16 protein-coding genes are annotated in these 15,261 nt (G+C 66.8%); 6 read left to right on the top strand and 10 right to left on the bottom strand.

Annotated features, from left to right (window positions below; translation table 11 throughout):
• Positions 1-48 precede the first annotated feature (48 nt).
• On the bottom strand, positions 49-1,371 hold the full coding sequence (locus tag A5745_RS04925; RefSeq protein WP_076115302.1) for a sugar ABC transporter substrate-binding protein: 1,323 nt from the start codon (positions 1,369-1,371) through the stop codon (positions 49-51).
• The gene (locus tag A5745_RS04930; protein WP_076115303.1) at positions 1,361-2,293 is read right to left on the bottom strand and encodes a sigma-70 family RNA polymerase sigma factor; all 933 of its coding nucleotides are present in this window, start codon (positions 2,291-2,293) and stop codon (positions 1,361-1,363) included. The genes A5745_RS04925 and A5745_RS04930 overlap by 11 nt, the downstream gene beginning before the upstream one ends.
• A gap of 119 nt (positions 2,294-2,412) precedes the next feature.
• Here A5745_RS04930 and A5745_RS04935 point away from each other — a divergent pair, with 119 nt between their 5' ends.
• Entirely contained in the window at positions 2,413-2,763 is a 351-nt protein-coding gene (locus A5745_RS04935) for a DoxX family protein (protein ID WP_076115304.1), read from the top strand.
• 23 nt (positions 2,764-2,786) lie between these two features.
• Here the strand turns inward: A5745_RS04935 and A5745_RS04940 are convergent, their stop codons facing one another.
• Together A5745_RS04940 and pncA are read right to left on the bottom strand one after the other, a co-directional pair.
• Complete coding sequence (locus tag A5745_RS04940) at positions 2,787-3,587, bottom strand: nuclear transport factor 2 family protein (RefSeq protein WP_076115305.1); 801 nt, start codon at positions 3,585-3,587, stop codon at positions 2,787-2,789.
• Positions 3,587-4,147 (bottom strand): pyrazinamidase PncA, encoded by a 561-nt coding sequence (gene pncA / locus A5745_RS04945; protein WP_083662728.1) that lies wholly within the window; start codon positions 4,145-4,147, stop codon positions 3,587-3,589. The genes A5745_RS04940 and pncA overlap by 1 nt, the downstream gene beginning before the upstream one ends.
• A 105-nt stretch (positions 4,148-4,252) precedes the next feature.
• On the opposite strand from pncA, the gene A5745_RS04950 reads away from it, so the two are divergent.
• Complete coding sequence (locus A5745_RS04950; protein WP_076115363.1) at positions 4,253-5,248, top strand: DoxX family membrane protein; 996 nt, start codon at positions 4,253-4,255, stop codon at positions 5,246-5,248.
• Here A5745_RS04950 and A5745_RS04955 read toward each other — a convergent pair.
• From A5745_RS04955 to A5745_RS04970, 4 genes are read right to left on the bottom strand one after another with little or no spacing between them, the layout of a single operon-like run.
• Positions 5,220-5,618 carry a DUF2784 domain-containing protein gene (locus A5745_RS04955; protein WP_076115306.1) on the bottom strand — a complete coding sequence of 133 codons (399 nt, stop codon included), beginning with the start codon at positions 5,616-5,618 and terminating at the stop codon, positions 5,220-5,222. The genes A5745_RS04950 and A5745_RS04955 overlap by 29 nt on opposite strands.
• Positions 5,618-6,181, bottom strand: coding sequence for a gluconokinase (locus A5745_RS04960; protein WP_371336851.1), 564 nt, complete (start codon positions 6,179-6,181; stop codon positions 5,618-5,620). Before A5745_RS04960 ends, A5745_RS04955 begins: the two co-directional genes overlap by 1 nt.
• Complete coding sequence (locus tag A5745_RS04965) at positions 6,151-8,148, bottom strand: phosphotransferase (RefSeq protein WP_076115308.1); 1,998 nt, start codon at positions 8,146-8,148, stop codon at positions 6,151-6,153. The genes A5745_RS04960 and A5745_RS04965 overlap by 31 nt, the downstream gene beginning before the upstream one ends.
• Positions 8,149-8,166: 18 nt before the next feature.
• Positions 8,167-9,678, bottom strand: coding sequence for a carboxylesterase/lipase family protein (locus tag A5745_RS04970; protein ID WP_076115309.1), 1,512 nt, complete (start codon positions 9,676-9,678; stop codon positions 8,167-8,169).
• Positions 9,679-9,756: 78 nt separating this feature from the next.
• Here A5745_RS04970 and A5745_RS04975 point away from each other — a divergent pair, with 78 nt between their 5' ends.
• Entirely contained in the window at positions 9,757-10,449 is a 693-nt protein-coding gene (locus A5745_RS04975) for a hypothetical protein (protein ID WP_076115310.1), read from the top strand.
• Positions 10,450-10,464: 15 nt separating this feature from the next.
• Here A5745_RS04975 and A5745_RS04980 read toward each other — a convergent pair whose 3' ends face one another.
• Both A5745_RS04980 and A5745_RS04985 read right to left on the bottom strand, forming a co-directional pair.
• Complete coding sequence (locus A5745_RS04980) at positions 10,465-11,430, bottom strand: SDR family NAD(P)-dependent oxidoreductase (protein WP_083662730.1); 966 nt, start codon at positions 11,428-11,430, stop codon at positions 10,465-10,467.
• The gene (locus A5745_RS04985; RefSeq protein ID WP_083662732.1) at positions 11,427-12,641 is read right to left on the bottom strand and encodes a cytochrome P450; all 1,215 of its coding nucleotides are present in this window, start codon (positions 12,639-12,641) and stop codon (positions 11,427-11,429) included. Before A5745_RS04985 ends, A5745_RS04980 begins: the two co-directional genes overlap by 4 nt.
• 94 nt (positions 12,642-12,735) lie before the next feature.
• Between A5745_RS04985 and A5745_RS04990 the strand changes: the two genes are divergently transcribed.
• The 3 genes from A5745_RS04990 (at position 12,736) to A5745_RS05000 (ending at position 15,113) form a co-directional block, all read left to right on the top strand.
• Positions 12,736-13,362 carry a TetR/AcrR family transcriptional regulator gene (locus A5745_RS04990; RefSeq protein ID WP_076115364.1) on the top strand — a complete coding sequence of 209 codons (627 nt, stop codon included), beginning with the start codon at positions 12,736-12,738 and terminating at the stop codon, positions 13,360-13,362.
• A gap of 213 nt (positions 13,363-13,575) precedes the next feature.
• Positions 13,576-14,175, top strand: a complete 600-nt coding sequence (locus tag A5745_RS04995) for a TetR/AcrR family transcriptional regulator (RefSeq protein ID WP_076115313.1) — start codon at positions 13,576-13,578, stop codon at positions 14,173-14,175.
• A gap of 227 nt (positions 14,176-14,402) precedes the next feature.
• Entirely contained in the window at positions 14,403-15,113 is a 711-nt protein-coding gene (locus A5745_RS05000; RefSeq protein ID WP_076058564.1) for a hypothetical protein, read from the top strand.
• Positions 15,114-15,261 lie beyond the last annotated feature (148 nt).

Raw genomic sequence — 15,261 nt, forward strand, 5'->3', positions numbered from 1 at the left:
GGGGGCCGTTGGGGCGTTTCGCGTCAGCCGGCGCGGAGTCGACCGATGTCATGGGGTGCGCAACACCTCGTCGAGGGCGCCCGACATCCCCGCCAGCGATGCCGCCGGACGGGATCCGCGCAGCACGGGCCCGAAGTTGCGGTCCATCAGGGCGGCGACCTTTTCCCAGGCCGGGGTGACCGGCAGCGCCTCCGAATGCGCGGGCCCCTCGGTCAGCACGGCGAGGTTGCCGACCCGCTGGTGGGCATCGGCGAATCCCGTCGAGTCGAGCGCGGACCGCAGCACCGGGACGAAAAGGGACGACTCGGCGATCAATGCCTGGCCCACGGGACCGGTCGCGAACTTGACGAACTCCCAGGCCTGCTCCTTACGTTGACTGCTCGCCGAGATGGCCAGCCCGGTGGTGCCGATGTCGGAGGCGGCCGGCCGGCCCTGGCGGCGCGGTCCGACGGGTAGCGGCGCGACGTCGAAATCCAGGCCGTCGGCTCGCATGAACGTCTGGTACCTCCAGTGGCCGCCGAGCGCGATCGCCGCCTTTCCCGCGGCAAACAGATCGGGTGTCGACATCGATTGCACCTCGGACGCGTTGGGCGCCACCCGGTGCCGGTTTGCCAGGTCGGCGTAGAACTGGACCGCCTCAATGAACGCCTCATCGTCGAAATTGAAGTGGTTCGGATTCATGCGCGGGGTGGCCCACGGCACGCCGTTGTTGATCGCGAACAACCCGGCCGAGTAGAACGAAACCCACGTGTTGACGAAGCCCCACTGGCTGGTGCGGCCCGAACCGTTGCGCTTGGTCAGCGCCTGTGCGGTGGCAAGGAATTCGGTGAAATTCCACGGCTGCTCCCATGTTCGCGGCGGCGCGGGCACACCGGCCTCGGCGAAGAGCCGTCTGTTGTAGAACAGGTAGTTTCCCGACCATTGCTCGGGGAATGCGTATTGCCCGCCGTTGAACGTGAAGGTCTCATACAGCGCCTCGATGCTGTCGGACTTAAGTTGCGCGGCAAAAGCCGGATCCCGCGCCAGCAGAGTGCCGAGATCCAGCAACACCCCCCGGTTGGCGAGCTCCGCGTAAGTCAGTTCCCAAGCCATCAGCACGTCGGGGCACTTGCCACCGGCGCAGAACGTCGACAGCTGCTGCATGACGCCCGGCGCCGACAACACCGCGCGAACCTTGATGTCGGGATGGCGGCGCTGGAATTCGTCGACGATGCGCATCCGGGCATCACGCTCGTCCGGATTGGCCGAGAAGAAGAAGGTCAACGCGTCGTCGTCGTCGGCACAGCCGGCGGGCCACGGGGCCAGCGCCGCCGCGGTGAGCGCACCGGCGCCGCGCAGCAGACTCCGCCGTCCGATCGGCCTATCGAGCATGATGCTCCCGATCTTGCCTCGCGACCGGCCAGCGCGGCAGTGCGAGAACGGCCCGGCGCAGGCCCTCGGCGTCGCCGCTGATGTCGATCGTGTGAATGCGGTCGTCGCTTCCGATCCCGATCCGCAGCATGATCTGCGGACGCCCGTGCGGAGCGATCACGACGCCCGGGGCGCCGTCGATGAGCATGACGACACCAGCCCGCGCGCGCAGGGCGAAGCGACGGGTCTCCTCGGCCACCTCCCGTGCGCCACGCACCTCGGTCGGCACGTCGCCGGGAACCAGCGTCGGATCGACCCGGCGGAGCACGCCGGGTGCGAGCAACTCGAGCAATTTCGCGATATCGCCGCCGCGGGAGGCGGCCAGGAATGCCTCCACGATCTCGACGTGCTTCTCCACGCGCCGAGGTTCGGCGGGCGCGTACCCCAGCAGTCGGGCGCGGGCCCGACTTGCCAGCTTCTTCGCGGCGGCCGGCGACCGCTCCAGGACATCCCCGATCGTCTCGAACGGCATGGCGAACACGTCGTGCAGCACAAAGGCAACGCGCTGGGCCGGTGAGAGTCGGTCGAGCACGATGAGCAGCGCGCGACTCACCGAGTCGGCAAGCAGCGCGTCCGCGTCGGCTGGCGCCGAACCGGTCCCCGCCAGCCGGTCCAGGTCATCGGCGTCGGCCAGCGGTTGTTCGCCGCGCCGCTTGCGCGCCCGCAGCTGGTCGAGCGCCTCATGCGCGGTGATCGTCGTGAACCAGCCGGTGAGGTTCTGGACGGCGCCGAAATCCGATCGACTGGCTTTGAGCCAGGCCGACTGCACCGCGTCGTCGGCGTCGGCGGCCGAGCCGAGCAGCTGAAACGCGACCGACCTTAGATGCCGGCGATCCGCGTCGAAGCGTTGCGCGAGATCCTCGAGCCTTTCCGGAGCGCTCAAAAGGTCACCTTTTCCGCATGGGAGTCGTCAAGCAGATGACCACATCCATCGAACCCTCTGTCGCAAAGGAGACCCAGCACCATGACCCTACCGATTGTGCGCCGCACCAGGATTGACCAATGAACACGACATTCATCGCGGTAACTGCGACCACCGCAGTCGTCACCGCGGCAATTGCCGTCGCCGACCTCGTTCCCGCCAAATTCGTGCTGGCAAACTCGGCCGAGGTCGGGGTGCCACGGTCCTGGCTGCCGGCGCTAGGCGCGGCGAAGCTGGCCGGCGCCGCCGGGCTGATCGTCGGGCTCCTGGGGCTGCGGGCCTTGGGAATTGCCGCCGCCGTCGGCCTGGTCCTGTTCTTTATCGGTGCGGTGATCACGCACCTGCGGGCCCGCGTCCTGTACAACATCGCGTTTCCCGGCGCCTTCTTATGCCTGTCGGCCGCGGCGCTGGCGCTGATGGTCGCGCACTGAGCTAGGTCGGGCAGGGAGCACGGTCAGGATGGGAAATACCGGATCCGCTCAATCGTGTCGGCCCGCCGGACCACATCGGCGAACACGATGCCGCGCCCATGATCCGAGTTGACCGAGACTGCGACCGTTGTGCCCGCGCCGATCACCTTGCTCCAGTTGGCCCCTTCGAGTTGCTCGACGAGTTCGGCGGGGTCAAGCGGATCGTCGTCGCCCAAAGTTATTAGGGCACTGGGTGATAGCGCTCGCATTGCGGCGGACAAGTCGTTGCGCGCGACGGCGCCGAGGAAAGCCTCCGCCAGTCTCTTGTGCCGCGCCCCGGCCCGCCGAAAGCCGGCCATGAAGCCCGCGGTCCCCCGCCATCCTTGATTGGCAACCAGGCCCCGTGACAGCTGCAGGGCGGGCGTCACGGCTCGGGATCCGCGTCGCAGGAACTGCAGCATCATCGCGGGCAACTCCCAGTAGGCCCGCAGCTCGGCAATCTGCCACTGGCCGTTGGCTTCTCGGAGGTCGTAGCGCAAGACGGCGGGAATGTACATCGTCACGGCCGGACCCATCGACACCTCGAGCTCGAGGTCACGCAGCACGGTGGTGCCGAAGACGATGTCGAGATCGCGATGAAAGTTAATGTCACGCGGCCCGACGAAGGTGTCGTAGAAGCGATAAATCTGCTCGTGTCCCACATGCGGCCGCGAGCCGACCGGGTCCTCAACCCGTGCGTCGGCGGTGAAGACGCCCACCCAGCCGTCGCGGTCGTGCGCGGCGACCGCCTGCGGCGAGCGCTCCACCGCGGCAAGCAGACGCTCCCGGTCCAGTGGCACGACCATCAGTGGCTCTGCACCAACGCGATGTTGGCGGATCGCATCTCGGCCAGGGCCGCCTCGGCCGAATCCGGTGCCACGGGCGCGGTGAGGTCCACGATGACGCGGGTGGTCAGATCGGCGCGGGCAGCGTCCTCGGCGGTGCGCCGGACACAATGATCGGTGGCGATTCCGACCACGTCGACCTCGTCGACATCGTGCTGTCGCAACCAGTCGAGTAGCGATGTTCCGCCCTCGTCGACCCCCTCGAAGCCGCTGTACGCGGCGGCGTAGGCGCCTTTGCGGAAGACCGCCTCGATCGGACCGGTGTCGAGGTCAGGATGAAAATCAGCACCGAAGCTGCCCGCGATGCAATGCGGTGGCCACGAGGTCGAAAAATCCGGCTGGTCGGAAAAGTGGTCGCCCGGGTCGATGTGAAAGTCCTGAGTGGCCACGACGTGCTGGTAGCCCGGCCGGCCCGCCAGATAGTCGTTGATGGCAGGGGCCAGGGCGGCCCCGCCCGTTACGGCCAGCGAGCCACCCGCGCAGAAGTCGTTTTGCACGTCGACGATGATCAACGCTCGCACGCAATCCAGCGTATCGCCGCCGGGCTTCGCACCCGCACGGCCACCGACCAGCTGGGGCGATGCGTCGTCGGTTTGTTTGCCGGACCGTCGGGTAACCCACCTGCCATGTTGATCCGCAGAATCGCACGACCCCTCTTGTCCGTCGCGTTTATCGGCCAAGGCGTCGAATCGCTGCTCAACCCCAAGTCGGCGGCGGAAGCCGCGGCCCCCGCGGTGGACGGCCTGCAGTCGCTGCCAGATCCGGTGGGCAGCAAGATTCCCAGCGACCCCCAGACGGTCGCGCAAATCACCGCGGCCGTCCAGATCGGGGGCGGCCTGCTGCTCGCCACCGGCAAGCTGCCACGCGTCGCGTCGGCCGCCCTGGCGTTGACGGTGCTACCGGCGAACCTCGGCACGCACATGTTCTGGACCGAGAACGACCCGCAGCGCAAAGCCGAGTTGCGCCAAGCGTTCCTGAAAGATCTGAGCCTGGTGGGCGGGCTGGTCATCGCGTCCGCGGACACCGCGGGCAAGCCGTCGCTGGGATGGCGCGGGCGCCGCGCGGCCGCCCGTCTCTCCGAGCGGGTGTCCTCGGCACTGCCGGGTTCGCAGGACACGCTCGACGCCGACTTCGGCGAACTCGGCGAGAAAATCGTGCACGGCCTGCAGGTCGGCGCCGAGCGCGGTCGCGAGCTGGCGACCACGGCCGCCGAGCGAGGCGCACCCTACGCCGAGGCCGCACTCGAACGCGGCCGCGAACTGGCGAGCACCGCCGCCGAGCGAAGCGCACCGTACGCCGAGGCCGCACTCGAGCGCGGTCGCGAGCTTGCCAGCACTGCGGCCGAGCGAGGTGCGCCACTGGCGAAGAGGGCTCGCAAACGCGGCGAAGAACTCGCGAGTACGGCGGCCGAAAAGAGTGGCCCGCTGGCAAAGAAAGCGCGCAAGCGTGGTGAGAAGCTGGCCGACACGGCCCGGGTGCGCGGCACGGAGCTCGCCGATACGGCTCGGGCGCGCGGCGTGGAGCTCGCCGAGGCCGCCCGCCAACAGGGCGGCCAGCTGGCCGACACCGCCCGTGACCGAGTCGGCGGCGGGGTCAAGACCCGTCGCCGGCGTCCGTGGTAGCCGCACGGTTGTTCCGGGATCGGTTGGCGCGGCGCCGGGCGTATAGCGCCCACGATGCCGCGACCACCGCGAACGAGGCGAGCTGGACGCCGAGGACCCAACCCGTCGGGTAGACCACCCCGGTGATGTAGTGGGCGATGAATCCGTCCGGCGGCAGCGGCCCCATTCCGGCGCGGGCGCGAGCCCAGCGTTCCAGCCAGGTCAACGGGCAGTCGACGCGTTTGGCGGCAATGGCTATCCCCCAGATCACCGCCGCGACGTGCAGCCAGATCGTGCGCGGCCAGCGAAGCGCGAGGAAACCGCCGACGACGACGTAACCGATGAACGCGAAGTGCAACACGACGACGAGCCCGACCACGGATTGGTACATCAGGTTTGGCCGCCCGAGTTCCGCTGTGGCGCTGAGCTTTTCAAGAAGGCCTCGACGATGGCGCCGACATCGTGTTCGATATCGACGGTGACGCCACGCTCATCGGCGCCGAGGGGTTCCAGAGTCTCGAATTGCGACCGCAGCAACGCGGGCGGCATGAAATGGCCGGTCCTGGCCGACATCCGGCGGATGACCACGTCCGGTGAACCGTTCAGGTAAAGGAATTCGACGCTTGGGCAGTGCGCGCGCAACCTGTCGCGATATTGGCGTTTGAGTGCCGAGCAGCTCACCACCCCGCCCGTGCGGTGGCCGGCCAGCCATTGGCCCACCTTTTCCAGCCACGGATAGCGATCGTCGTCGGTGAGCGGTTCGCCGGCGGTCATCTTGACGATGTTGCCCATTGGATGCAGGGTGTCGGCATCCACGAAGGGCACCCGCAGGCGTTGTGCGAGTGCGGAGCCCACCGTCGACTTGCCCGAACCGGAGACACCCATCACCACGATGGGTGACGGCGCGGCATCGGAGGCCGGACTTATGCCGGATCCGTGAGGTTGCGGTTCCATTCCACCCACCCAACGCCGGTCCGGCCGTCGGGAGTGCTGACGCTGGCCCAGGCGCGCGGGAACTGGCTCACCCGCCCGTCGGGGGCCGTCAGGCGTACCGGAGCGTGGCCACGCACCTCGACGTCCGCGGTGATGCCATCGAGGCTAAGCGTGGCGTTCAGCGGTAACCCGTTGGCGCCGAACGGTTCTCGGGAGGCGACGGTCTGCAGTTCGCTGACCGTGCCGTCGGCGCCCTGAACGTAGCCGATGCTGAAAGTGGGTGCGCCGGGAATCCGGATGTTCACTCCATGCAGATGCGTGCCGTCGTCGAGATGCAGCGCGCTCCATATCCAATCCATGCTCCACCAGTCCCGCACGCCCCACGAGTGGTCGCGCTGCCCCGGGACGGAGTCGACGCGGTAGCTGGTGTCGTCGACGGTGACGGTGCCCGAGACGGTGCACGGGATCTCGTAGCGTGTCGTGAGCCGGTATGTGTACGGCGTCCCGTCGGTGGTCCACACCAAATGCATCGTCATGTCGACGGGAGTTCCCGGCTCCCCTCGCAACAAGGCCGCCGGGTCGTCATATGCCTCAGCCCGTGCCCGCACGTCGACGCTGTAGGTTTGCAGCGGCGCGGGCGCGCAGTGGCGGAGCTCGAAAGCGTCGGTGTTCAGCACCCACGGGTCTGCCGGCAGCGGGACTTGCGCGTCGACGGCGACCGTCGGCATGTCGGCCCCGCACAGCAGCGCATGAACCCACGCCGTCCGCTGGTTGGCGATCAGGCCGATGCGGAACCAACCGCCCAATCCCTGTGCCGCATCGGCGAAGTCGGCATACCAGCTCTCGCTCCACAGCGGTTCGTCGGTCGGCGGGTGTGCGAGCTCATCCTCCTCCGAGGGGCGCAGCGGCTCCGGCACCGCCGCCCCGGGCAGCGTCGCCAACGCGTCGGTGTCGAGCACGTGGTCACAGTGCCGTTCCAGCATCGTCATGAACATCCGGTCGCCACGTTCGGTGCGTTCCACCAGCATGGACGAGACGATCGCCATCATGACGCCGAAAAAGCTTTGGCGGCGCACACCTTCGGCGACGTCGTCGACGGTGAGGGGCGCCGCCGGTCCCAGCGCCTCGTGGTAGGCGCGCAGCAATGCGTCGTACCCGGCGCGACGATCCGGCGTCGAGAGCGCACACCCGAGGAAGTACGCCAGGTCGGTCAGTGCCGGACCCCAGGAGACGGTCTGCCAATCCACGACGGTCAGCGGACGGTCGGCGTCTGGGGTACCGAACAGCATGTTGTCCAGTCGATAGTCGCCGTGCACCAGGCCCTGAATCCGGCCCGGTTCGGATTCCTGGGCCAGGTACCCGTCGAAGGCGGCGATCAGGCGTTCGCACACCGCCCGGTGCTCAGTGGCGATCCGGTCGCCGTAACGTTCAACGAATCCGGCGTAGAGCTGGGTGATCATCGCCTGGTTGAGTGGCGCGTCCCGATTGAGCCAGGGCGCTTCGGCCAGTGACGTGTCGCCCAGCAGTGGGCCGTGCAGCCGTCCCAGTTCGGCGACCGCGAGGGCGGCCTGTTCGGTTGTGGCGCCGGCGATTTCGTCGCCGACGACCGCCGGCCCGGCATCGCCGAGAAGCAGGTCGAACGCTCCGGTCGCCGTGTCGATCGCGGCGTGATAGCAGGGCGCGATCGGCCCGCCGAGCCGCGGCGCGATGTCGCCGTAGAACCGGACTTCGCGCTCATAGAGTCCCAGCGCGAGGCCGGTCTGCCGGCTTACCGGATCGGTGGCCGCGACCTTCAGCACGACCGAGTCCGGTCCGGTCGAGTCGGCGCCGGCGTAGTCGAGCCGGACGCGGTAGCACTCGCTCATCTGGCCGGTACCGATGCGCTCGACGGCGAAATCGGCGACACTCCCGGCGCCGATGGCCGCGGCCAGCCAGGAGGCGCTGAGGTCAGTGGGGCGTTCGATGACTCGTTCGGTGTCCGCGTGCATGGGGGTCAGCGTGCCAGGTCACTGCGCCAAAGAGAAGCCGTCCCATGCCATCCGGCGCTGCGGGTGCGGGTCGAACTCGATGCGGCTCTTGCGGTCGAAGACCATGACGGCACGGTCCTCGGAGGTGTAGGCGGGCCAGTCGTCGCCCGGCACCCCGGTGCGGCTGAAACTGTGCCAACGCCGCTGCACCTCGTTGCTGACTCGCAGCGCGGCACGCTGATCGGCCGCGGCCGTCAGCAACGCACCGAACCGGGTGCGATAGAAGTCGAAGACGGCTAGCAATTCGGTGGCGTGGGTGGCTCCCAAGCCTGACCACCGCAATGTCCGCGGGGCGTAGTCGTACCGGTACAGATAGGTGGGCGCGTGGCCACCGTGGGCCTCGGCGATCTGCCAGGCTGCCGAGCTGAACGCGAAGTCGCCGCCGAGCTGCACGCACGCCGAGGGCGACGGGTAGTCCGGGTAGGCGGCGGTAATGCGTTCGCGGGCAGCCGGTTCGGTGTCGGCCAGCAGCTCTTCGATCATCGCTTCGTTCGTCGGCAGCATGCCCAGGAAGCGGGTGAACAGTCGGCCCTCTTCGGCGTTGGTACCGACGATGAGCGGGACTCGATGCGCCCGGCCGGTGCGCATCGCTTCGACCGGATCAATGGGCAGGCAGTCGTCGCCGATGACCGGCCCAATTGGGAAGGCTCCCAGCCGTTTTTGCATGCCCTGGTCGATCAGGCGGTCCTGCGTGTCGACCAGTTGGGCCGCGGAGGCCTGCATCAGCGCGTTGGCGGCGTCCTGGGTACGGGTCCCGAGCAGGTCGGCGAATCGGCTGGCGAACTCGTCGGCAACCTCTTTCGACCGCACCAGGCCCGACGCCGGGCTCTCCGAGATCGCCCGGGAGAACAGGCCTTCGGCGGCGGGCACCGCCAACAGCGTGGCGGTGATGCACGCGCCCGCGCTTTCACCGAAGATGGTGACATTGCCCGGGTCGCCGCCGAACGCCGCGATGTTGTCGTGGACCCACTGCAGGGCCAGCACCAGATCGCGCAGATACAGGTTGCTGTCGATGGTGATCTCCGGCGTGGACAGCGACGACAGATCCAGACAGCCCAACGCGCCCAGCCGATAGTTCACCGAAACGTAGACGCAACCGCGTCGAGCCAGCGCGGCACCGTCGTACAGCGGCGTCGCCGAGCTGCCCAGGATGTATCCACCCCCATGAATGAAGACCATCACCGGCAGCGGTTCGGCGGATTCGGGGCCGGATTCGGGCGCGACGACGTTGAGCGTGAGACAGTCCTCGCTCATTGGCTGATACTTGCCGACACCCAGCAGGGTGTAGCGACGCTGCTGGGGCGCGCAGTTGGCGAAGCCATGACAATGCCGCACGCCCGACCAGGGCTGGGCCGGCTGCGGCGCCCGAAAGCGCAGCCTGCCCACCGGGGGCCGTGCGTACGGGATGGAGCGCCAGCGGTGCACACCGTCGCGGGTGAAGCCTTCAACGATGCCGGCGGAAGTGCGTGCGCGGATGCTGCGCTGATGCATAACCCGACGGTAGCCGACACTACGTACGTAGGGCGCGCGGAGCGCCTAAATCCGGTGCGTGGCGGCTAGCCTGACGGGATGCGGATCACCGCGCTGATCGCCCTGTCGCTGCTGATCGCTGGATGCTCCCACGCCGGCAGCAGCCACTCGGGGCAGACGCCGACCCCGAACACCACGGCGGTATCGGGCTTCTCGCCAACGGCCGCCGCGCCCTCGTCGAGCAAACCTCCCGCGCCGTCGACGCCGCCGGTTGCCGGGGCGGCGATGCCGGACGTCATCGCGTGGATCGAGGCCGGTCATCCGGCCGATCCCGGCCGCTATCACACCGTGACGCGCGACGGGGTCGCGACGCCATTGGGCAATGACATCGCCTTCACCGTCGCAGGCGGCAAAGTCGTGTGCACGACGGACTCCAAGCACACCGGCAACGCGCTGGCCTGTCTGGTCGACCTCGCCAATCCCCCGCCCCGGCCCGAAACCGCCTACGGCGATTGGAAGGGCGGCTGGGTGGACTTCGACGGCACGAAACTGCAGATCGGGTCGGCCCGTGCCGACCCGGGTCCATTCGTCAACGGCAACGGACCCGAGTTGGCCAGTGGCGACTCGCTGTCGTACGACGACAATCGCTGTCGCGCCGACGAAACCGGGCTGTTCTGCGTGAACTACGCCCACCAGTCGGCGGTACGCTTCGCCGCCGCCGGCGTCCAGCCCTTCGGGTGCCTGCGCTCGGTCCCGGCCCCCGACGGCGTCGGCGTCGCATTCAGCTGCTGAGGCACGTCGGGCGCGTTAGTTGATCGTCGCGAAGAGCTGGCTCATTTCGTCGGCCGGACCGGCGGGCACGGTGTAACCGGTTTCGTCGCGGATCTCGCCGAGATGATCGCGCACGTCCTCGACCGACAATGCGGGACTGTAGAAGCCTGTTGTCCTGCCGATGAAGAATCGCGATACCTGTCCGGCGCCCACCGAGTAGATCTCGCCCGTGACCGGGCAGTCCTGGTGGGCCAGGAAGGCCACCACGGGAGCCACCAGCGCCGGGTCAAGCTTCCGAAGGTATTGGCCCACAAGGTCATCCAATACCTCCTGCGCCGCCGCGTCGTTTTCGGCGGCCCGCTGGCCGGTCGCGTTCTCGAGTTCGCGCGCCAGCATCCGGGTGTAGGCGATCGGGGCGATGGCGTTGACCTTGATGTTGTGGCCCGCCCCTTCGGCAGCCACCACTCGGGTGAAACCGATCAATCCGGTTTTGGCGGCGCCGTAGTTGCTCATGTGTTCGGCGCCAAGGATTCCGGCGGCCGAGCACGTGTTGACCACCCTGCCGTACCGTTGCTCGCGCATGACTTTCCATGCCGGCCGGGTCACGTGAAACGCGCCCTTCAGGTGCACGTCCAGCAAGGGCTCGAGCAGGTCGGCGGTCATGTCCTCGAACGGCGCGTCGCGCACGATCCCGGCGTTGTTGATCACGATATCCACCCGGTCCCAGGCGCGAATGGCGGTGTCCACGATCGCCTTTCCGCCCTCTGGAGTTGCCACGCTGTGGGTGTCGGGGACCGCCTGGCCGCCGGCTTGGCGGATCTCCTCCGCGACCGCGGCGGCCGCGCCGCCGTCCGAACCGTCGCCCGTCACCGAGCCGCCCGTGTCGTTGACCACGATGCGCGCGCCGCGCGAAGCGAGCAGCAGGGCGTACTCCTTGCCCAATCCGCCGCCGGCGCCGGTGATCACGGCGACCCGGTCGTCGAATTGCAGCGGGGTGGTCACCAAGTGACCGGCAGTTCTTTCATCCCGTAGATGTCGGCGTCTTTGAATCTGAGTTCATCCGGTGGCACCGCCAATTTCAACGCTGGGAGCCGCCGCGCCAGCGTCGCGAACGCGACCTGCATCTCGACTCGGGCGAGGTTCTGGCCGATGCATTGGTGCACGCCATAGCCGAAGCCCAAATGGCCGCGGGTGTTTCGGTCGGCGTCGAACGTTTCCGGGTTGTCGACGAATTGGCCGTCCCAGTTTCCGGCGGGCAGGTTCATGACGACCGGCTCCCCCGCGCGGATCAACTGTCCGCCGATCGTCAGATCTTCGATCGCAACCCGATCGACCTGGCTGTGCACGATGGTCAGATAACGCATCAGCTCTTCGACGATGTTGGCGACGACGGTGTGATCGTCGGTTCGGCCGAGCCGCTCGAAGACATCGGGATGTTGCAGCAGCGCAACGGTTCCCAACGAAATCATGTTGGCGGTGGTTTCGTGGCCGGCCTGCATCATGATCACACTCGTCATGGCCGCGGTCTCGTCGTCGAGCTGACCGGTAGCCACATAATCCGTGACAAGGCGGCTGATCAAGTCGTCGCCGGGTTCATGCGCCTTGCGCTTCACCAACTCCTGTATGTAGACATACATCGCCCCGAAAGCCTGGGCCTTCTCCTCGTCGGACGACTTGGTGTCCAATCCGGCCGTGGTGTGACGCTGGAAGAGCGGCAGATCTTCCGGCGGTACTCCCAAGAGCAGCGCGATCACCATTGACGGCACCGGTAGGCCGAAGTCACGCACGATGTCGGCCGGCGGCCCGTTGCGGATCATCTCGCCGAGGTAGTGATCGACCAGTTCCTGGATCTGCGGCCGCATGGCTTCGCAGCGCCGGAAGGTGAAATTGCTCGTCAGCTGGCGACGCAACCGGTGGTGTTCGGGATCGTCGATCCGCGCGAACATCACCGGTGCCTTGCCGCCGGACCCAGAGGGGCGGATGGAGTCCGGAATGGTGTCCGCGGACAGGCGCGGATCGAGCAGGGCCGCCCTGATGTCGTGGTAGCGGCTCACTACCCAGGCCGGTTGTCCGTGGTACATCGCCCGGCGCAACCCCGGCTCCTCCCGCCAGCTCGCGAATTCGGCGGGTGGCTGCAGCGGGCACTGCGCCGCACGCGGAGCGGGTATGACTGGAAGATCTGTCTCCGAGCGACGTTCGGAAGTTGTTGTCATCAGCGACGTTTCCCATTAAGTGGCAGATAGCTGTCAATTGCATTGAGCGTAGGACTCCGGCAATTGGCAGTCAACTGTCAGTTAAGCTGTCTTGGTGACCGCCATTGAGGACCGGCCGCTGCGAGCGGACGCGGCCCGCAACGCCGAGCGGATACTGCGCGCCGCGCGGGCCGTCTACGGCGAGCTCGGACCCGATGCGCCGATCGAAGCGGTCGCCCGTCGCGCGGGAGTCGGCGAGCGGACGCTTTACCGGAGATTTCCGGCCAAGGCCGACCTGGTCCGGGCGGCTCTGGACCAGAGCATCGCCGAGGATCTGATGCCGGCGATCGAGCGCGCGCGGCGCGCCGACGACCCGTTGCGTGGCCTGAACGAATTGATCGGGGCGGCAATAGGACTCGGTGCTCGCGAACGCCACCTGCTGACCGCCGTGCACCGGGCCGGGTCGCTGACCGCCGACATCTCAGACTCGCTGAACCAGACCCTGCACGAGCTTGTTCGGCGAGGCCAGCGGTCCGGGCTCGTCCGCGCCGACCTGGTCGCCGACGATCTTCCGCGCCTGATCGCGATGCTCTATTCCGTGCTACCGACGATGGATCCGCGCAGCGATGGCTGGCGACGCTACGTTGCCCTGATCCTCGACGCGATATCGATCACCGAGGCAGAGCCGTTGCCCGCCGCCACTCCCTGGCACGTCTCGGAGCCCAGCAGCTGGCGCTTGTGAGCGATCTAGTTGATGGTCACCCCGGCGTCGACCGCCGTTCAATCTACGAACACTGTCTGACTAACGTCAATGATTTCACGGGCTCCGGGCTGGAACAGGAAGTCGCAGCATGACGATATATGGAGTAATACAAGCCTTTCTAGCGCATAGAAGTCATAATGGGTGAGCTACCCTCAGAACTCCTAGGTGAGTGAAGTCAACTGAAGGACCGAAATGGCGGTGACGGAAAGGGTGTCTGCGCGAGAAGCCAAGCGCTTGCAGACGCGGGAGCGATTGATGGGTGCCGCGATCGCCGAGTTCGCCAGGGCCGGGATGGCGGAGGCCGACGTCAGTGCCATCGTGGCCGCAGCGGGCGTCGCCCACGGCACCTTCTTCTTTCACTTTCCGACCAAGGAGCACGTGCTGCTCGAACTTGAGCGGCGTGAAGAGGACCGCATCGCCAAGCAGTTCGCGCACTTCCTGAAGTCGAAGCATGATATCGCCTCCGCATTGAATGAAGCGGTCCGCCTGATAGTTGGGTTGGAACGCCGGCTTGGCGACTTGCTGTTCAATGACTTTCTTGCGCTGCATTTTTCGCAAACTCGTCCCCCCGCCGAAGACGGAGAAGATCATCCCCTGATCGTCTTGGTCGCCCAGGAGATCGCGCGCGCTCAAGAACGTGGCGACGTTGATCCTGACGTCATTCCCATGAACAGTGCGGTGTTCTTCTTGCTCGGCCTGTACTCGCTGTTGATCACCACCAACCACTGGCCCACCGGTCGCGCGTTGCTCGAGGACTACGTCGCGAGGACGTTGCGAAGCTTGCAGCCTTGACCCTTGCCGACGTGAGACGCTACGAGCGGACCACGCAGGGCAACGGCACCAGCCCGACCGTCGGAACCGCGCCAAACTTGACTAATATCAGTAACTCGACCCTTCAAATGCACGAAATGCTGGTCATGCCCGGCTGAGACCCATCAGTGGTAGCTTTTTTGTTGACTAAAGTCAGCCTGTTATAGTGCTCGCACCTGCTCAATCGGCCTCGATGACGCGGAGGGTTCATAGACGTGCCGAAGCTGCACCAGCGTGACGCTGCCCTACCCACACTGACGTTCGACGAGCACGCGGAGCGGTCGCAGTTCGCGCAGCGTCGGGCCGACAAATGGCTCATCTCGGGCAGTCTCCTGATCGGCACCGCGGTCCTGGGCATCTTCGGGCTGCCGCTATTCCTCTGGGGCGTTCGATTACTGCGCCGGGCGCAACGGGATGGACTCTCGGTTCGACCGATGCTCGTCACGCTGCTCGGCTACCTCGTCATCATCGACGCTGCGATCAACGCCGTGGGGTGGGCGCTCGACCTGGTCGCAAACCACACGCTGCTGGCCCGCGTGCTGTTGAACGGCTGGGGAAACATGTTCGACGCGGGCTACTTCTGGCACTACAACGAGCTGTGGGTGGGCGGCGCGGCGGGCCCGGGCGAAAAGGCCTGGGAAGTCGGTCTCATCCTGACCGTCTTCACGATGCGGATCGCGGCGGCCATCGGCTTCCTGCAGATGAAGCGTTGGGGCCATCAGTGGATGGTGATCACCTGCTGGATGGGTGTGGTGATCTGGATCGGCTACGTCTTCAACATGACGATGTTCGCCGACGTGCGCTTCGCCGGTGTCGTGCTGCCGGTCGTCGGCTGGTGGCTCTACGACATCTTCTACATCACCCCCTTCCTCGCCATCCCGTATCTGCACACCGTCAACCGTGAACTCTTCACCGACTGAGACTCCGCAACCACAGCTGAATCGATGATCAGGAGGTCGCATCGTGGGCTATCTCTGGGAAATCCTTCGCTACGTCGCCGCCTGGGGCGGCACCGGACTGATCATCTGGTTTTGGTATTGGCTGTTCTCCAACATCGGCACGTTTTGA

Origin of the sequence: Mycobacterium sp. IS-2888 (genome assembly GCF_001954215.1) — a bacterium.
GTDB lineage: Bacteria > Actinomycetota > Actinomycetes > Mycobacteriales > Mycobacteriaceae > Mycobacterium.

Coding starts and splice junctions, on each gene's coding strand:
- A5745_RS04965 (WP_076115308.1), bottom strand. CDS start 8,148: ATGCACGCGGACACCGAACGAGTCATCGAACGCCCCACTGACCTCAGC.
- A5745_RS04940 (WP_076115305.1), bottom strand. CDS start 3,587: ATGGTCGTGCCACTGGACCGGGAGCGTCTGCTTGCCGCGGTGGAGCGC.
- A5745_RS04960 (WP_371336851.1), bottom strand. CDS start 6,181: ATGGAACCGCAACCTCACGGATCCGGCATAAGTCCGGCCTCCGATGCC.
- A5745_RS04925 (WP_076115302.1), bottom strand. CDS start 1,371: ATGCTCGATAGGCCGATCGGACGGCGGAGTCTGCTGCGCGGCGCCGGT.
- A5745_RS04955 (WP_076115306.1), bottom strand. CDS start 5,618: ATGTACCAATCCGTGGTCGGGCTCGTCGTCGTGTTGCACTTCGCGTTC.
- A5745_RS04970 (WP_076115309.1), bottom strand. CDS start 9,678: ATGCATCAGCGCAGCATCCGCGCACGCACTTCCGCCGGCATCGTTGAA.
- A5745_RS04935 (WP_076115304.1), top strand. CDS start 2,413: ATGAACACGACATTCATCGCGGTAACTGCGACCACCGCAGTCGTCACC.
- A5745_RS04995 (WP_076115313.1), top strand. CDS start 13,576: ATGGCGGTGACGGAAAGGGTGTCTGCGCGAGAAGCCAAGCGCTTGCAG.
- A5745_RS04950 (WP_076115363.1), top strand. CDS start 4,253: ATGTTGATCCGCAGAATCGCACGACCCCTCTTGTCCGTCGCGTTTATC.
- A5745_RS04985 (WP_083662732.1), bottom strand. CDS start 12,641: ATGACAACAACTTCCGAACGTCGCTCGGAGACAGATCTTCCAGTCATA.
- A5745_RS04975 (WP_076115310.1), top strand. CDS start 9,757: ATGCGGATCACCGCGCTGATCGCCCTGTCGCTGCTGATCGCTGGATGC.